This window comes from Streptomyces sp. NPDC028305 (assembly GCF_055569495.1).
Genome location: NZ_JBVHTN010000008.1, coordinates 231844 through 246354, shown reverse-complemented (window position 1 = coordinate 246354; position 14511 = coordinate 231844). Strand labels below are relative to the sequence as shown.

The 14511-nt window shown below is 69.9% G+C and carries 11 protein-coding genes and 1 pseudogene; 9 read left to right on the top strand and 3 right to left on the bottom strand.

From position 1 onward, the window contains the following. Nucleotides 1-56: 56 nt before the first annotated feature. Nucleotides 57-2330 carry a TOMM precursor leader peptide-binding protein gene (locus ACZ4WQ_RS34475; protein WP_398375595.1) on the bottom strand — a complete coding sequence of 758 codons (2274 nt, stop codon included), beginning with the start codon at nt 2328-2330 and terminating at the stop codon, nt 57-59. Nucleotides 2331-2690: 360 nt separating this feature from the next. Between ACZ4WQ_RS34475 and ACZ4WQ_RS34470 the strand changes: the two genes are divergently transcribed. From ACZ4WQ_RS34470 to ACZ4WQ_RS34440, 7 genes are all read left to right on the top strand, one after another. Next, complete coding sequence (locus ACZ4WQ_RS34470) at nt 2691-3053, top strand: hypothetical protein (RefSeq protein ID WP_311730510.1); 363 nt, start codon at nt 2691-2693, stop codon at nt 3051-3053. Between the two features lie 69 nt (nt 3054-3122). Beyond that, nucleotides 3123-4091 carry an ABC transporter ATP-binding protein gene (locus ACZ4WQ_RS34465; RefSeq protein WP_385345889.1) on the top strand — a complete coding sequence of 323 codons (969 nt, stop codon included), beginning with the start codon at nt 3123-3125 and terminating at the stop codon, nt 4089-4091. Continuing rightward, nucleotides 4088-4948 (top strand): ABC transporter permease, encoded by an 861-nt coding sequence (locus ACZ4WQ_RS34460; protein ID WP_385345891.1) that lies wholly within the window; start codon nt 4088-4090, stop codon nt 4946-4948. The genes ACZ4WQ_RS34465 and ACZ4WQ_RS34460 overlap by 4 nt, the downstream gene beginning before the upstream one ends. Nucleotides 4949-5003: 55 nt before the next feature. Continuing rightward, the gene (locus ACZ4WQ_RS34455; RefSeq protein ID WP_398375593.1) at nt 5004-5363 is read left to right on the top strand and encodes a hypothetical protein; all 360 of its coding nucleotides are present in this window, start codon (nt 5004-5006) and stop codon (nt 5361-5363) included. Nucleotides 5364-5478: 115 nt separating this feature from the next. Continuing rightward, the gene (locus tag ACZ4WQ_RS34450) at nt 5479-7542 is read left to right on the top strand and encodes a radical SAM protein (protein WP_398375592.1); all 2064 of its coding nucleotides are present in this window, start codon (nt 5479-5481) and stop codon (nt 7540-7542) included. A 54-nt stretch (nt 7543-7596) separates the two neighbouring features. Further along, on the top strand, nt 7597-7797 hold the full coding sequence (locus tag ACZ4WQ_RS34445; RefSeq protein ID WP_311730515.1) for a hypothetical protein: 201 nt from the start codon (nt 7597-7599) through the stop codon (nt 7795-7797). Nucleotides 7798-7872: 75 nt separating this feature from the next. Beyond that, nucleotides 7873-9498 (top strand): nucleotide-binding protein, encoded by a 1626-nt coding sequence (locus ACZ4WQ_RS34440; RefSeq protein WP_385345896.1) that lies wholly within the window; start codon nt 7873-7875, stop codon nt 9496-9498. A gap of 48 nt (nt 9499-9546) precedes the next feature. On the opposite strand, the gene ACZ4WQ_RS34435 is transcribed toward ACZ4WQ_RS34440, so the two are convergent. After that, nucleotides 9547-10659 carry a LacI family DNA-binding transcriptional regulator gene (locus tag ACZ4WQ_RS34435; protein WP_311730517.1) on the bottom strand — a complete coding sequence of 371 codons (1113 nt, stop codon included), beginning with the start codon at nt 10657-10659 and terminating at the stop codon, nt 9547-9549. A gap of 97 nt (nt 10660-10756) precedes the next feature. Here ACZ4WQ_RS34435 and ACZ4WQ_RS34430 point away from each other — a divergent pair, with 97 nt between their 5' ends. After that, nucleotides 10757-12955, top strand: a complete 2199-nt coding sequence (locus ACZ4WQ_RS34430) for a glycoside hydrolase family 36 protein (protein WP_398375589.1) — start codon at nt 10757-10759, stop codon at nt 12953-12955. A gap of 72 nt (nt 12956-13027) precedes the next feature. On the opposite strand, the pseudogene ACZ4WQ_RS34425 reads toward ACZ4WQ_RS34430, so the two are convergent. Next, nucleotides 13028-13963 (bottom strand): annotated as a pseudogene (locus ACZ4WQ_RS34425) (beta-L-arabinofuranosidase domain-containing protein); the annotation flags it as partial. Here ACZ4WQ_RS34425 and ACZ4WQ_RS34420 point away from each other — a divergent pair. After that, nucleotides 13860-14498, top strand: coding sequence for a beta-xylosidase family glycoside hydrolase (locus ACZ4WQ_RS34420; protein WP_398375587.1), 639 nt, complete (start codon nt 13860-13862; stop codon nt 14496-14498). The pseudogene ACZ4WQ_RS34425 and the gene ACZ4WQ_RS34420 overlap by 104 nt on opposite strands. Nucleotides 14499-14511 lie beyond the last annotated feature (13 nt).

Below are 14511 nucleotides of genomic sequence, written 5' to 3'. Positions count from 1 at the left end.
TCATCTCCTGGGAGACTGCGGTGGGGAAAGCCCTGTCACGGGGCAAGGGCGGACGATCAGAAGAAGACGCTTCGCGGGTTCATCCGGTCCTCGGCGGTTGCCGCGGACAGCCAGCCCAGTTCCACCGGTACGGCGTAGAGTCGGCCCGGACCCAGCCGGCGCCAGAAGTGGCGCATGCCCGGGACCATGACCTTGGCGACCTTCAGCTCCAGGTCGGGCAGGCTCTGGTCGAGGACGATCACTTCGAGGCCCGCCTTGCCCACCCGCTCGACACCGTTACGGATGTCCTTGGCCAGGTCACCGGAGAACAGGCCGGAGTAGCTGCCGGCCGAGGTGGTGGGGAGGTTCGCGGACGGAACGACCCAGGGGTCCTGGGCAACCGTCACCTGCTGTAGCCACGCGAGCGTGTCCGGGTCGTCCTCCCAGTAGTCGGTGGACCCGTCCGCCTTGCGGTTGATCACTGCCGGCAGGAACTGGTTGACCTCGGTCAGGGCCCGCAGGACGGCGATCCGCACGTCAAGGTGCGCCCCGAATCCCAGCAACACGTCCTCCACCGGGTGGTCGACCCGGCGCGAGACCGCGGCGAAGGTGGGGATGCCCAGGTCGGTGGTGATGTCCACCACCTCCAGGCTGCGGTTCATGCCGGCGTAGAACTCGCGAAGGGTGTCGATGTACGGCTCGTGCAGGCTGTCGAGATCGAAGCCGGGCCGGAGCGCGCGGTTGTACCACCACAGACCGACCGCGTCGCGCTCGCAGAGTTCACAGAACGCCTGGAGGATCGCCTCTTCGAGGGTGTTCCCGGCTGCGTTGCCGTTGCCGTCGCTGAAACAGTAGAAGTTGTCCTCCAGGTCGGGGTGGCCGAACCAGGCGTATGCCGCCGGCACCAGTCGCTCCCGGTCGTGCGTCAGCGACCACGCCGCCGTCCAGTCGATCTCGCGGCCACTGTCGAACGGATCCGGCACGATGTGCAGCCGGCCCGCGCCGTTGTGGTTCCATTCCTCCCGGCCGGCGTACTGGGCCTCGGAGTACAGCAGCAGCTCGTTGGCGTGAACCGCCAGGTCGGAACCGAGCGCGTCGAAGCTGGCCCGGCGGGTGGGGCGGTCGTTGCGCCATACTCCCGAGTACCGTTCGATGGCCTCGCACATTCCGCTGACCCGGGCCTGGATGTCGGTGCGGCCCTTGCCACCGCTCTGGCCGCGCAGGTTGCGGCGCAGCATGGCGAGATTGTCGCCGGGCATCGCGAAGTTGTGACCGGCCGAGTAGCTGTAGGTGACGCCGTTGTCGACGTCATTGAGCGGCCGCAGCGAGCTGACGGCGCCGGTCAGCCGGCTGACGTGCTTCTCCAGCCGCTTGTAGGTGTCGTCGGGGCGCATCGTCCGGTGCCCGCCGTCCGCGCTGAACCGCACGGCCTGCTCGGTCAGTTCGATCCGGGGGGCGACGTGCAGGACCGAGGGGTCTCCACAGCCGGGACACTGCGGCCGCCGGATCAGCTGGTGGCGTTCGGTCCGCATGGTCGGAACATGCACCGAGGTCAGGACTCCCCGGTAGTCGGCCGCCTCCGCCCCGATGATGCCGGCCACGGCACCGACGACCATCTGTGCCGAAAGCCCCCCCGACCAGGGGGATGCCGCCAGAGAGGTGAGGAGCGGAGCTTCGTCGCCCCGCTTGCGCTTGAGGTACGCCTCCACCTGCCGATTGCCTTCCAGCCGTTGGGCCAGGCACTGCCAGCATCCGGTGACGTCCGGCACCAGGTAGGGGCCGGTCCAGACATCGGCGCCGTTGGGCTTGGCCAGCAGCCAGGGAATGCCGGCACCGCGCAGGCGGGCGTCGACGGCGGCGAGTTCGGGGTTGCAGTAGTCGTCGGCGAGCACGACGGCCAGGGTCGGAGCGGAGGCACCGGCTGCGGCGGCGGTGACCGGCCGCACCTCGATGCCGGTCGTCCGCAGCGCGGCCACCACCTCCGCCTCGTCCACCGCACCCACCGAAGTGATCTCCACCTGGGCCTCGTCCAGCCGCCGGGTGGCCTCGGCGGCGTCCACGCCCTGGGCCTCCCAGAAGGCCACCGAGGCACGGTCGGTCCCGACAGGACCCTCGGCGAGGTGGTTGAAGCGCTGGAACTTGCTGATGGCGAAGACGACTTCACCCAGCGTGAACCGGTCGGAGAGCTTCTGGGCTATCTCGGCGATCGCGTGGGTCCCGTCCAGGAAGGGCACCACCTCGGCGACCGCCTTTCCCTGGACCAGATAGTGGCCTTCCTCCGACACCAGGAAGACCCGGTCCGGGCTGACGACCTGCGGGACAAGGTGTGCCTTGAAGCGAGGCAGATCCACTGCGCCCTCCGAAAACATCTCGACGTGGTCCGACACTTTATTACCCGCCGGGATAGGTAAAGCAAGGAATTCAGAGCCACCGTCGGCTATTCTTTCGGCGCTCCTCGACTGCACCTGCCGGGTGGCCTTCTTATCCATAAGGGGGCCTCCCCCTACCCCTACGGGCCACACACTTCCGACCGCCCTGAGCTGCAACAACGGCATGGGGATGCAGGTTCTGCGGATACGGGCGAGGTCCCAAAAAAGATGGGACCACAATCGAAAGGATCGCAGTTGACTTATAGGTGGTCGGCTCTGAATGATTTCCGCATCCACCCGAAGCCGACTTGACTCGGAATCGACAAGCAATAAGGGGGACCCATGGAGCCCAGGGAGAGGTCGGCATTCGTCAGCTCCTACACCAAGGTGCTGACGGCCGCCTGGTCGAACGATGACTACGTGACGCAGCTGGAGGGGAACCCGCGCGCCGCGCTGGCCGAGCAGGGCCTGGAACTGCCGGCGAACGCAACCGTGCGCATCATCCGGGACATCGGGGGCGACCCCGATCTGGAGGCTCAGGTGGCCCTCTGGGAAACCGGCAGGACGACCGGTGTCTACGAGCTGAGGGTGCCCAGCTCACCCCAGATCGAGGACCGTGAGCTGTCCGAGGCCGACCTGGAGGCCGTAGCAGGCGGCGACAACACCTACTGCTGCTGCTGTTCCCCCTGCTGCTGCTGCACCTGACGGGTATGGCGTCGCGGCGCCCCCCAGCCTTCAGCCATCGATCACGCTCAGGACCCCAAGGTGGTACAGATGCCCGGACCGGAAGTCATCGGGGTGTCCGGACTGCGCAAGTCCTACGGAGCCGTACCCGTGCTGCACGGGGTCGACCTCCATGTGCAACGCGGCGAGATCTTCGCTCTGCTCGGCCCGAACGGCGCGGGGAAGACCACCACGCAGGAGATCCTCACGGGCTTCAGCAGCCGCAGCGCCGGGTCGGTCAGCGTCTTCGGCCAGGACCCCGTCGGCGCCGGGCCCCAGTGGCGCGCCCGCATCGGCATCGTCCCTCAGGACATGGGGTCTTTCGACGAGCTCACGGTCAGGGAGGTCGTCTCCCACTTCGCCTCCCTGTACCCCGACCCCTTGCCCGTCGACAGCGTGATCGAGCGGACGGGGCTCGGCGAGAAGGCGAACGAACGCACTGTGCGGCTCTCCGGTGGCCAACAGCGCCGCCTGGACATCGCACTCGGCATCGTCGGACGCCCCGAACTGGTCTTTCTCGACGAACCCACCACGGGCCTCGATCCGCAGGCCCGGCGCGTCACCTGGGACCTGATTCGGGCGCTGGCTACGGACGGCACCACAGTGATGCTCACCACCCACTACCTCGACGAAGTCGAGGTGCTCTGCGACCGGGTCGCCATCCTGCTGCGCGGGAAGGTCGCCGCAGAGGGCGTGCCCAAGGACATCGGGGGGCGCGCCGACGGTGAGGCCGTCATCGAGTTCCACGCTGTCGGCGCGCTGCGCGGGGCGGAACTGCCGCCCGTCCAGCAGGCCGGGGCGCCTCCGCTCGGATGGGCGGATGGCCAGGTCCGGATCGGCACGAACGCACCGGCCGCGACGCTGCGCGTCCTGCTCGACTGGGCGGCCCGGCTCGGGAGCGGCGACCTCCCGGGACTGACCGTCACCAGACCCACGCTGGAGGACGTCTACCTCCGGATGATCGCATCGGCCGATGCCACGACCACGGCGCCCGAGTCCCGTCCGGAGGACGTCGCATGACTGGTGGCATGGAAACCACGGCCGTGGGGGATCAGTCCGGGCTCCGCCCGCGCAGACAGCAGATGCCCTCGATCGGCAGGGTGGCGGTGGCCCGCGCCGGCATTGAGCTGAAGTGCTACTTCCGCAACCGGCAGGCGGTGATCTTCACCTTTGCCCTGCCGCTCGTGCTGCTGCTGATCTTCGGCGCGATCTACAGCGGCGACGCCCCCGGCACCCACACCCCCATGAAGCAGGTGCTGATCGCCGGAATCATCGCCTCCGGCATCATGAGCACCACCTTCTCCAGTCTCGCCGTCGCCATCGCGATCGAGCGCGACGACGGCACCCTGCGCCGGCTGGCCGCGACCCCCATGTCGCCGGCGTCGTACCTCCTGGCCAAAGTCGCACAGGCCTTCGTCACCGGAGTGCTCGAGACCGTGGTGCTGCTGACCGTCGGCGTCGGCCTGTTCGGCCTGCACCTCCCGAACACCGCGGCACGCTGGTTCACCTTCGCCTGGGTGGTCGCCCTGTCCATCGTCGCCTGCTCCTTCCTCGGCATCGCCTACAGCCGGGTGGCGCCCAACGCGCGCGCCGCGGCGCCAGTGGTGCAACTGCCGTACTTGACGCTACAGCTCGTCTCGGGCGTGTTTTTCGTGTTCACCTCCCTCCCCGGCTTCATGCAGGTGGTGGCGGGATGCTTCCCGCTCAAATGGATGGCTCAGGGGCTGCGGTCGGCGTTCTTGTCCGACTCCTTCCAGCAATCCGAGGCGGCCGGCAGCTGGGAGCACGGGCGTACGGCTCTGATCCTCGGCGGGTGGTGTGTGGCCGGGCTCCTGCTGAGCCTGGCGACCTTCACATGGGGGCGAGCCAAGAAATGAACACGCTTTCCGGGCGTCGGCCGTGACGCCCGGAATACTTTCACAAAGGAGATCCATGGAACCCAGGGAAAGGTCGGCATTCGTCAGCTCCTACACCAAGGTGCTGACGGCCGCCTGGTCGAACGATGACTACGTGACGCAACTGGAGGGGAACCCGCGCGCCGCGCTGGCCGAGCAGGGCCTGGAACTGCCGGCGAACGCAACCGTGCGCATCATCCGGGACATCGGGGGCGACCCCGATCTGGAGGCTCAGGTGGCCCTCTGGGAAGCCGGCAGGACAACTGGCGTCTACGAGCTGAGGGTGCCCAGCTCACCCCAGATCGAGGACCGCGAGCTGTCCGAGGCCGACCTGGAGGCCGTAGCAGGCGGCGACACCTACTGCTGCTGCTGCTCACCGTGCTGCTGCTGCACCTGATCCGATGGTGGACCGCCTGAACCCGCTGGCCGTAACGGACGAGGAACTCGTTCGTTACGGCCAGCGGGCCCGGCAGAGCCGGACAACGCGACCGAGACTGGGAAGAGTTCGAGAAATGACGTCAGCCGACCTGTCGGCCGGGCTCGGCCCGCCCTCTGCCGTGGCTGGACGGCGCCAAGTACACCTGGTCGAGATGACCGTGATGCCCGGCGTCCGCTACAGCACCGTGCTGGGCTACTTACAGGCCGCCGCCGAGGCGGCCCCGGACCTCGCCGAAGCCTGTTCCTTCACCAAACACGTGTACATGCAGGGCGGGGACTCATTCGAGGCAGCCTGTGCCAAAGTGCTGGGCGCGCTGGAGGATCCCCTGGCGGTGGCCTTCACCGTCTACTTCTGGAACCGGCCCAGCACCCTTGAACTGGCCCGGCGGGTCAAGGAGCGCTGGCCCCGCTGCCGCATCGTGATCGGCGGAAACGATGTGACGCACCAGCAGGTGGTGTTCACCGAAGCACCCTGGGTCGACGTCCTCGTCCACGGCGAGGGAGAGTTGCGCTTCCGCGACCTGCTGCGCGTATTCCTGCGCCATGAGGAGCCGACCACCGCCGACGGCGAGTTGGCGGCCCTGCCCGGCATCAGCTACCTCTCCGCCAGTGGCGAGGTGGTCACCACCCCCGAAGCCCCCCGGATCGCGGACCTTGGCGAGCTGCCCTCGCCGCTGCTCGGGAACACCTGGACCGACGAGGACATCGCGCGGTCCCGGATGCTGGTGTACGAAACCAACCGGGGCTGCCCCTACTCCTGCGCCTTCTGCTACTGGGGCGGGGCCACCAACTCCAAGATCCGCCAGTTCCCCATGGACCGCATCCAGGAGGAGCTGGAGCGCATCGTCCGGATCGCCGCCAACGGCACCCAACTGTTCATAGCCGACGCCAACTTCGGCATCGTCGCACGCGACGTGGACATCGCACGCCACATCGTGGAACTGTGCCGGCGCCACAACAAGCGGCTGCTGGTGATGACGAACTGGGCGAAGAACACCAACGGCCGTGTGGTGGAGATCGCGGGAATCCTGTACCGGGCCGGGCTGACCGGGGCCATCACTCTCTCGGCACAGTCCTTCGACGCCGAGGTGCTCCAGATCGCCAACCGCCGCAACATCCGGGTCGACAACTACCGTCGTATGCAGACCCAGTTCCGGGCCCAGAACATCCCCACCTACACCGACCTCATCTGGGGCCTGCCCGGCGAATCCCGCGCCACCCACCTGACCGGGATCGAGGAGGCAATCGCCTCGGGGGGCTCGCCCGTCATCTACCCTCTGCTGCTGCTCAACAACACCGACTACACACACGACCGCTTCCGGGACGATCACGGTCTGCGCACCGGGTACCTGCCCTGCGACCCCGGGAACACGGACCTGATGGCCGACGTCGTGATCGAGCACTCCCGGATGACGTTCGAGGACTGGCTGAGCGGGATGGCTTTCCGGATCCCGCTGACGCTCTTCCACAAGTGCCTGCTCCGCTCGACGCTGAGAGTCCTCGCCGAGATCTCTGGCGTGCGCACGGTGGATCTGGTGGAACTGCTCGGCCCGTTCCTGCGCGAGGGGGGCGGGGACGACCCGTTGATCTCCTTCCTGATGGCCGACTACGCCCGTGCCTGGCGGGAGCCCGCCAGCTTCAACCGTGACCTGTTGTACGGATACGTCGGGCGCCCCGTGATCCACGAGGAAGTCCACTACCAAGCGATTCTTCGGCGCATCGTGGGCAATGAGGGCCGTGCCGCCCACTACGCCCGGGCGGCCGTGGACTTCCTGTACGAAGCGCTCACGTCCCAAGGGCGCCCCCTGCCGGACCGCGCCGACCTCGACATGGTCACCGACTTGGACCTGGCGGCGGCAGCCGTGTTCCGTGCGGGGATCCACGGGAAGGCGGAGCAACACGACCTCGCCCTACCGGAAGCGCTGTTCGACCTGCTGAGGTGTTACGGCGACGTGCCGGGCGGAGCGCCCTCGTCCGTTTCTGGCGAAAATCTGGTGCATGTCCGGATCGAGGTACCCGAGTCGAGAACGCGGTACCCTTTCAGCGCGTACGCGCTCTCGGTCTGGCACGGCAGCGGACGACCACTCCACGATGTCGGCATGCGCCTCAATGTTCACGTCCGCCGGACCTCAGCCTAGGAAGCCCCCGGCGGCTCCGGCCGCCGAACCCACCCTTCGGGAAGGATCCCCGCCGTGAACCGAAACCTGCGCAATACCATCCCAGCCGTCTACGCGGCGCTCATCCTCTTAGGCTTTCTCATCAACACCACCGTCGGAATCGCCGTGATCATCGTCGGCGGCGTACTGATGAGCGTACTTTACACCGCCACCAGGGGCGGCCGTGCCGCGGACGCCACACCGCGCCGGGCCCGTCGGCAGCGCAACCGCCGTTGAGGCGGCACGGCCGGAGCCGATGCCGCCCAGTGCCCCGGAGCACTGGCAGGCGGCGCCCACGCAGCAGGAGGCATTGTGAGCAGCGATCGGGACTACAACCGCGCGGGCGGGGCCGGTCCTGACGACGACCGGTCAGCGGCCGACCTCACCGATGAGGGCACGTACGAGTTCACGTACGTCGGGCCGCGGCTGCAAACCTGGTACATGGTGGCCGCGGTGGACACCGACGAGCCGGAGAGCGGGGAGCCTCAGGAAGAGGTGCCCGAGGCGTCGGTACCCGGTGCCGTACCGCAGTCGCAGGAGCCGCAGGCCCAACACGAGCCCGGTCAAAGCGGTTACGGCTCCCCTCAGCCGAACCACCCCGGTCAGCCCGTAGCGCCCGTCTGGCCCGTGCCGCCTGGTCAGCCGGTACCGCCTGGTCGGCCGGTACCGCCGATGGCCGCCCCGCAGCCGGACGCCGTGCCGGGCGACCCGCGGGCCCATCAGCCCGGAGTGCCGCAGGGCTATGGCGCTCCCGCGGACCCGCGGGTCGGCGACTCGCCGGCGGTCATGCCGGACCAGCGGCAGCGAACCGGTCCGGGCGGCACTCCGCTCGGCCACACCGCGGCGGTCGAGCTGAGTTCCGATCGCCTGCTGCGCAACCAGCCCAAGGCGAAGAAGCCGGGGGCCAACGCGCGGCCGAGCCGCTTCAAGCCCGGCGCCAAGAAGGAGGAGGCGGAGCGACAGCGCAAGCTGGATCTGATCCGCACCCCCGTCCTGTCCTGCTACCGCATGGCGGTGATCAGCCTCAAGGGCGGTGTCGGCAAGACCACGACGACCACTGCCCTGGGGGCGACACTCGCCAGCGAGCGGACGGACAAGATCCTGGCGATCGACGCCAACCCGGACGCGGGCACGCTGGGCCGCCGGGTACGCCGTGAGACCGGTGCGACGATCCGCGAACTCGTGCAGGCGATCCCTTACCTGCGCAACTACATGGACATCCGCCGGTTCACCTCTCAGGCGCCCTCCGGTCTGGAGATCATCGCCAACGACGTGGACCCGGCGGTCTCGACGACGTTCAACGACGAGGACTACCGGCGCGTCATCGATGTCCTGGGCCGTCAGTACCCGGTGATCCTCACCGACTCGGGCACCGGCCTGCTCTACAGCGCCATGCGCGGAGTGCTGGACCTGGCCGACCAGTTGATCATCGTGTCGACGCCGTCGGTGGACGGCGCGTCGAGCGCGAGCACCACCCTGGACTGGCTGAACGCGAACGGCTACGCCGAGCTGGTCTCACGCAGCATCACCGTGATCTCCGGGGTGCGCGAGACCGGCAAGATGATCAAGATCGAGGACATCGCGGCGCACTTCCGGACCCGTTGCCGCGGGGTGCAGGTGGTGCCGTTCGACGAGCACCTGGCGGTCGGCGCCGAGGTGGACCTGGACATGATGCGGCCCAAGACACGGGAGGCGTACTTCAACCTCTCGGCGATGGTCGCCGAGGACTTCGCGCGGGCGCAGCAGGCGCAGGGCCTGTGGCCCGGCGCCGGCGGCAACCAGCCGTCGGCGCAGCCCCCGCCGATGCCGGGCCGGTACGCGGCACCCGGTCCCTACGGGGACGCGGCGGCCGGTTACCCGCAGCCGTACGGGCCCCGGCCGCAACAGGGCTACGGCTACCCGCCGCCCCCACCACCTCGGCCCGAATCCAACGGCTGATCTCGGAGTGGGGCTTCGCGGTCACGACGCACGGCACCTCGCCCTCCGTCACCGCATCAGGCGTACCGACTGACGGATCACCAGTTGCGTACTGAGGATCACGTAGTCGTCGCCGGCGATGCGTTCCTCCCGGTCCAGGGCCAGGCGGACCGCGGTGCGGCCGAGATCCTCGTACGGCACACGGACCGTGGTGAGCGACGGGGCGAGGTCGGCGGCGAAGGGCACGTCGTCGAAGCCGACGAGCGAGACGTCCCGGGGAACGTCGAGGCCGGCGTCGCGCAGAGCGGCCAGGGCGCCGAGGGCCACCATGTCGGTGCCCGCGACGATCGCCGTGAAGTCCAGGCCGGCGTCGAGTGCGTCCCGGGTGCGCTGGTAGCCCGAGACACGGGTGTACGCACCGGGCTTGTCGAGTTCCTCGTCGTACTCCACGCCGTGGGCCCGCAGGGCCCGCACATAGGCGTCGCGGCGCTGGTCGCTGGTGCTCAGCCCGGGGATTCCGCCCAGGAAGAGAAGGCGTCGGTGTCCGGAGGTGAGGAGATGGTCGGCGGCCTGGAAGGCGCCGCCGCGGTTGTCGTACTCCACGACCGTGACCGGCAGGTCGCCGGGCAGCGGGGGGCGGCCCACCAGCACCAGCCGGGAGCCGGCCGCGTCCAGCGCCCGGGCGTACTCGGCCATGCGCTGGTGGTAGGCCTCGTCCTGTGACGAGCCGCCGACGAGGACGACGGCCGCCGCGTGCTGCTCGCGCATCATCTGCACGAGGTCGTCCTCGCGCTGCTCGTCGCCGTGCGTGGCGCAGACCAGGCTCAGCCGGCCGCGGGTCGCGGCCTCCTGCTCCACTCCGGCGGCGACATGGGCCAGGGACGGGCCGGTGATGTCCTTCAGGACGAGGGCGATGGGCCCGGCGACGCGGCCGGAGAGCGCTTTGGCGTGGACGTTCACGACGTAGTGCAGGGACTCGACCGCTGCCATGACCCGGTCCCGGGTGGCCGCTGAGACCGGGTAGTTGCCGGCGAGCGTGCGGGAAACGGTTGCTACGGAGACTCCGGCCCGCTCGGCGACATCACGAATCGTGCTCGGCCGGTCGTCGTTGTTGCGGCCCCGGCGACGCCTTGCCGTCTTGGGGCCGGGGCCCGCTCCGGAGCCGTTTCCATTCACCGTCACGCTTCGACGTTACTGCATCAGAGGCCTCTTGCAGGTGGCGAGAAGCAGAAACTACTGTCCTTCGAGTAGTAATCGTTTACCATCGGAGTCTGCCATCGTGTCCGTCACCCATCTGCGCTGGGGCACCGACGAGCTGTCCCTGCTCCTTTCATACGCCCCGGAGGGACCGGTGAGACTGCTGGCGGCCGGGGAGGCCGCCGGTCTGCCGGATCCCGCCCTCCAGCCCGAACTGTGCGACCGGCTCGCGCACCGGGCCCTGCCCCTGGTCGAGATCCAGACCGCCGGCAGCGGACGCCTCGGCACCTCCGGCAAGCGTCACGTGGACGGCGCCGCCTCCCGGGCCCTGCGCCATGTCGGCCACGAGGAGGGCGAGGAGGGCGAAGAAGGCGAAGAAGGCGAGAGCCTTCGGGTGCTTCGGGTCCGGATGGCCGACGAGGTCACCGGCCTGACGGTCACCGCCGTCTACCGGCTGCGCGCCGGCATCCCCGCCCTCACCGCCGAGGCGTACGTCGAGAACGCCGGCGAGCAGCCCGTCACCCTGGAGTACGTCTCCTCCTTCGCCCTCTCCAACCTCGCGCGCGGCCTCGCCGACGGCAGCCGCTGGGAGGACGGACTGTCGCTCTGGCTGGCGGCCAATCCCTGGAGCGGCGAGTTCCGGTGGTCCCGGGCCACCCTGGCCCAGCGCGGTCTCCACGACGTCGGCATGGTGCCGTTCGGGCAGACCGGCTCCAAGAACCGTATCGCCGTCACCAGCACGGGTTCCTGGTCCTCCTCCGAGCACCTGCCTCTTGGCTGCGTCGAGGAGACCGCGACCGGCGCCGCCCTGATGTGGCAGATCGAGCACAACGGCTCCTGGCACGCCGAGTTCGGCGACCGGTTCGAAGACGTGTACCTCGCGCTGTCCGGGCCGACCGACCGCGAACACCAGTGGCGCCATCGCCTGGAACCGGGCGAGTCGTTCCGCACGGTGCCCGTCTCCGTCGCCGTCGTCCCTTCCGGCGGATTCGAGGCCGCGGTGGACGCCATGACCCGGCACCGTCGCGCCACTCGGCGGCCGCACCCCGACCACCAGGGGCTGCCGGTGGTCTTCAACGACTTCATGAACAGCCTGATGGGCGAGGTGAGCACCCGGGCACTGCTGCCGCTCGTGGACGCGGCGGCCACGGCCGGAGCCGAGGTGTTCTGCATCGACGCCGGCTGGTACGACGCGGAGCCGCCCGGCGCGGTGGGGCCCGGTGGGGTGCCGGGCTGGTGGGACGCCGTCGGCGAGTGGGTGGAGTCCGCCCCGCGGTTCCCCGGCGGGCTCGGCGAGGTCATCGAACGCATCCGGGCGCAGGGCATGGTCCCGGGGCTGTGGCTGGAGCCGGAGGTCGTGGGCGTCCGCAGCCCGATCGCCGCCGCCCTGCCCGACGAGGCGTTCTTCCGCCGGGACGGCGTACGGCTCGTGGAGTGGGGCCGCCATCAGCTGGACCTGCGTCATCCGGCCGCCCGCGGCCATCTGGACGCGGTCGTGGACCGGCTGGTGCGTGACTACGGCATCGGCTATCTCAAGCTCGACTACAACATCGACATCGGACCCGGCACCGACGGCCCCCGCCCCGCCGACGGCCCCGGCCATGGTCTCCTCGGCCACAACCGCGCCTACCTGGACTGGCTGGACGGTGTGCTCGACCGCCATCCCGGCCTGGTGCTGGAGAGCTGCGCGGCCGGAGGCAGCCGCACCGACCACGCGATCCTCTCCCGGCTGCCCATCCACTCCGTCAGCGACCAGCAGGACTTCCGCCTCCTGCCGGCCATCGCGGCCGCCGCGCCCAGCGCGGTCACCCCCGAGCAGGGCGCCATCTGGGCGTATCCGCTGCCGGAGCACAGCGAGGCGGAGCTCGGCATGGTGATGGTCTCGGCGCTGCTCGGCCGCGTCCACCTGAGCGGGCGCCCTGATCTGCTCACCCCCGAACAGGCGGCGCTGGTGCGCCGGGCCGTCGACACGTACACGACCTACCGGCATCTGCTGCCGGGCGCCCGGCCCCGCTGGCCCCTGGGACTCCCCCACTGGCGCGACGGGTGGACGGCCCTGGCCCTCACGGCCGAGGACGACACCACCCTGCTGGCGCTCTGGCGCCGCGACGGCGCCCCGCAGACGCTGAACGTCCCCCTGCCCTGGGTCCGCGAGGACTCCCGGCCCCGGGTGCTGTTCGAGGCGGGGCCGAGCCCGGCGTACGAGTGGAACGGCCGGGATCTCAGGGTGACCCTCCCCGTCGAACGGTCCGCGGTGCTGCTGGGGTTCGGCACCGGCTGACAGAGGAGGGCGGTTGGGCACGATGCCCAACCGCCCTTCTCGCTGGTTCCGGCCCGCCACCGGGATCCAGACCCGCATCGCGCCAGGCTCACGGTTGGCCCAGGCGTAGTACGGAATCGCCGTCAGCTCGACCGAGCCGTCCGGCCGCCGCGGGCGCGTCCCGTGCGGCGCATACGGCCATCCGCCGGCGTCCGGCGCCGGAAGCCGATCGCCGGAGGCGGCCACGGCGACGATCCCGCCCAGCAGGTCGGGACGGTCCTGCTCGGTCAGCGGCGCAAAGGGGTCGAGGGCGATGCCGTCGGGGTCCAGGCCATCGGGCTGGTCGGTCTGCTCCAGGCAGTACACCAGCGGTCCGCGCTCGATGGCGACGCAGCCGCGGACGGCGTCGACGCGAGGGGACGGGGCCGTCGGCCGGGGCGGCATCGCGAGGGCGAGCCGGACGGTGTCGCCGGGGGCGAAGGCGCGCGTGAGGCGCAGCCAGCCGTCCTCCACCCGGGCCTCTGCCGGGGTGCCGTCGACCGTGAGCGTGTGGTCCGTGCACCAGGCCGGCAGGCGCAGGGAGAGCGTGCGCTCGGCCTCGGGAGCCTCCTGGACGGTCACCGTCACGGTGCCGTGCCACGGGTACTCGGTGCAAACGCCCACGGTCAGGTCGCCGCCGCCGTAGGTGCCGGTGGCGTACTGGTGCAGCTGGAGGCCGTTCGCGTCGGTGCTGGCCACGTAGTGCGGCAGGCTCGCGAGCAGGCGCATGACGTTGGGCGGGCAGCAGGCGCACCGGAACCACGGGGTGCGGTGGGCGGTCTGGTCGCCGGGGCGCTCGTGCGGGCGGGCCCGCAGATGGAGCGGGTTGATGTAGAGCCAGGTGTGGCCGTCGAGGCCGACGCCGCCGAGGAAGCCGTTGAAGAGGGTGCGTTCGACCAGGTCGGATCCCGACCTCGGCCCCGACTGGTCCACCCTGCGCCGCCCGGCCACCGGCGACTGGCTCGAACCGGCACCGGGACGGCTGCGCATCCGGGGCGGCCAGTCACCGGTGGGCCGCCGCTCCCCCAGCCTGCTCGCCCGGCGGGTGACCGCACGGCGCTGTTCCTTCGAGACGAGCCTGACCTTCGCCCCGCGTACCCCCGACCACCTGGCGGGACTGACCGCTTACTACAACACCCGCAACTGGCACTACCTGTACGTCATGGCGCGGGACGACGGTTCGCCCGTCCTGCGGGCCCTGAGCTGCGAGGCAGGACAACTCACCGCGCACGACCCGGCGATCCCGCTCGAACCGGGCCGCCCGGTCGTGCTGCACGCCGCGCTCGACGTGCCGGTCCTGCGTTTCTCGTACGACACCGGCGAAGGGCTGCGAACGCTGCCACTCGAACTCGACGCCACTGTCCTCTCTGACGAGCACGCGGACGAGTTCCATGACGGACAACTCCGGGTCCTCGGCTTCACCGGAGCCATGCTGGGACTGTGGGCGCAGGACCTCGACGGCGCCGGTGTGCACGCGGATTTCGCCTACGCCACGTACCTGACCACCCCGGACGGCCGCGCCTGACGATCGTGGACCT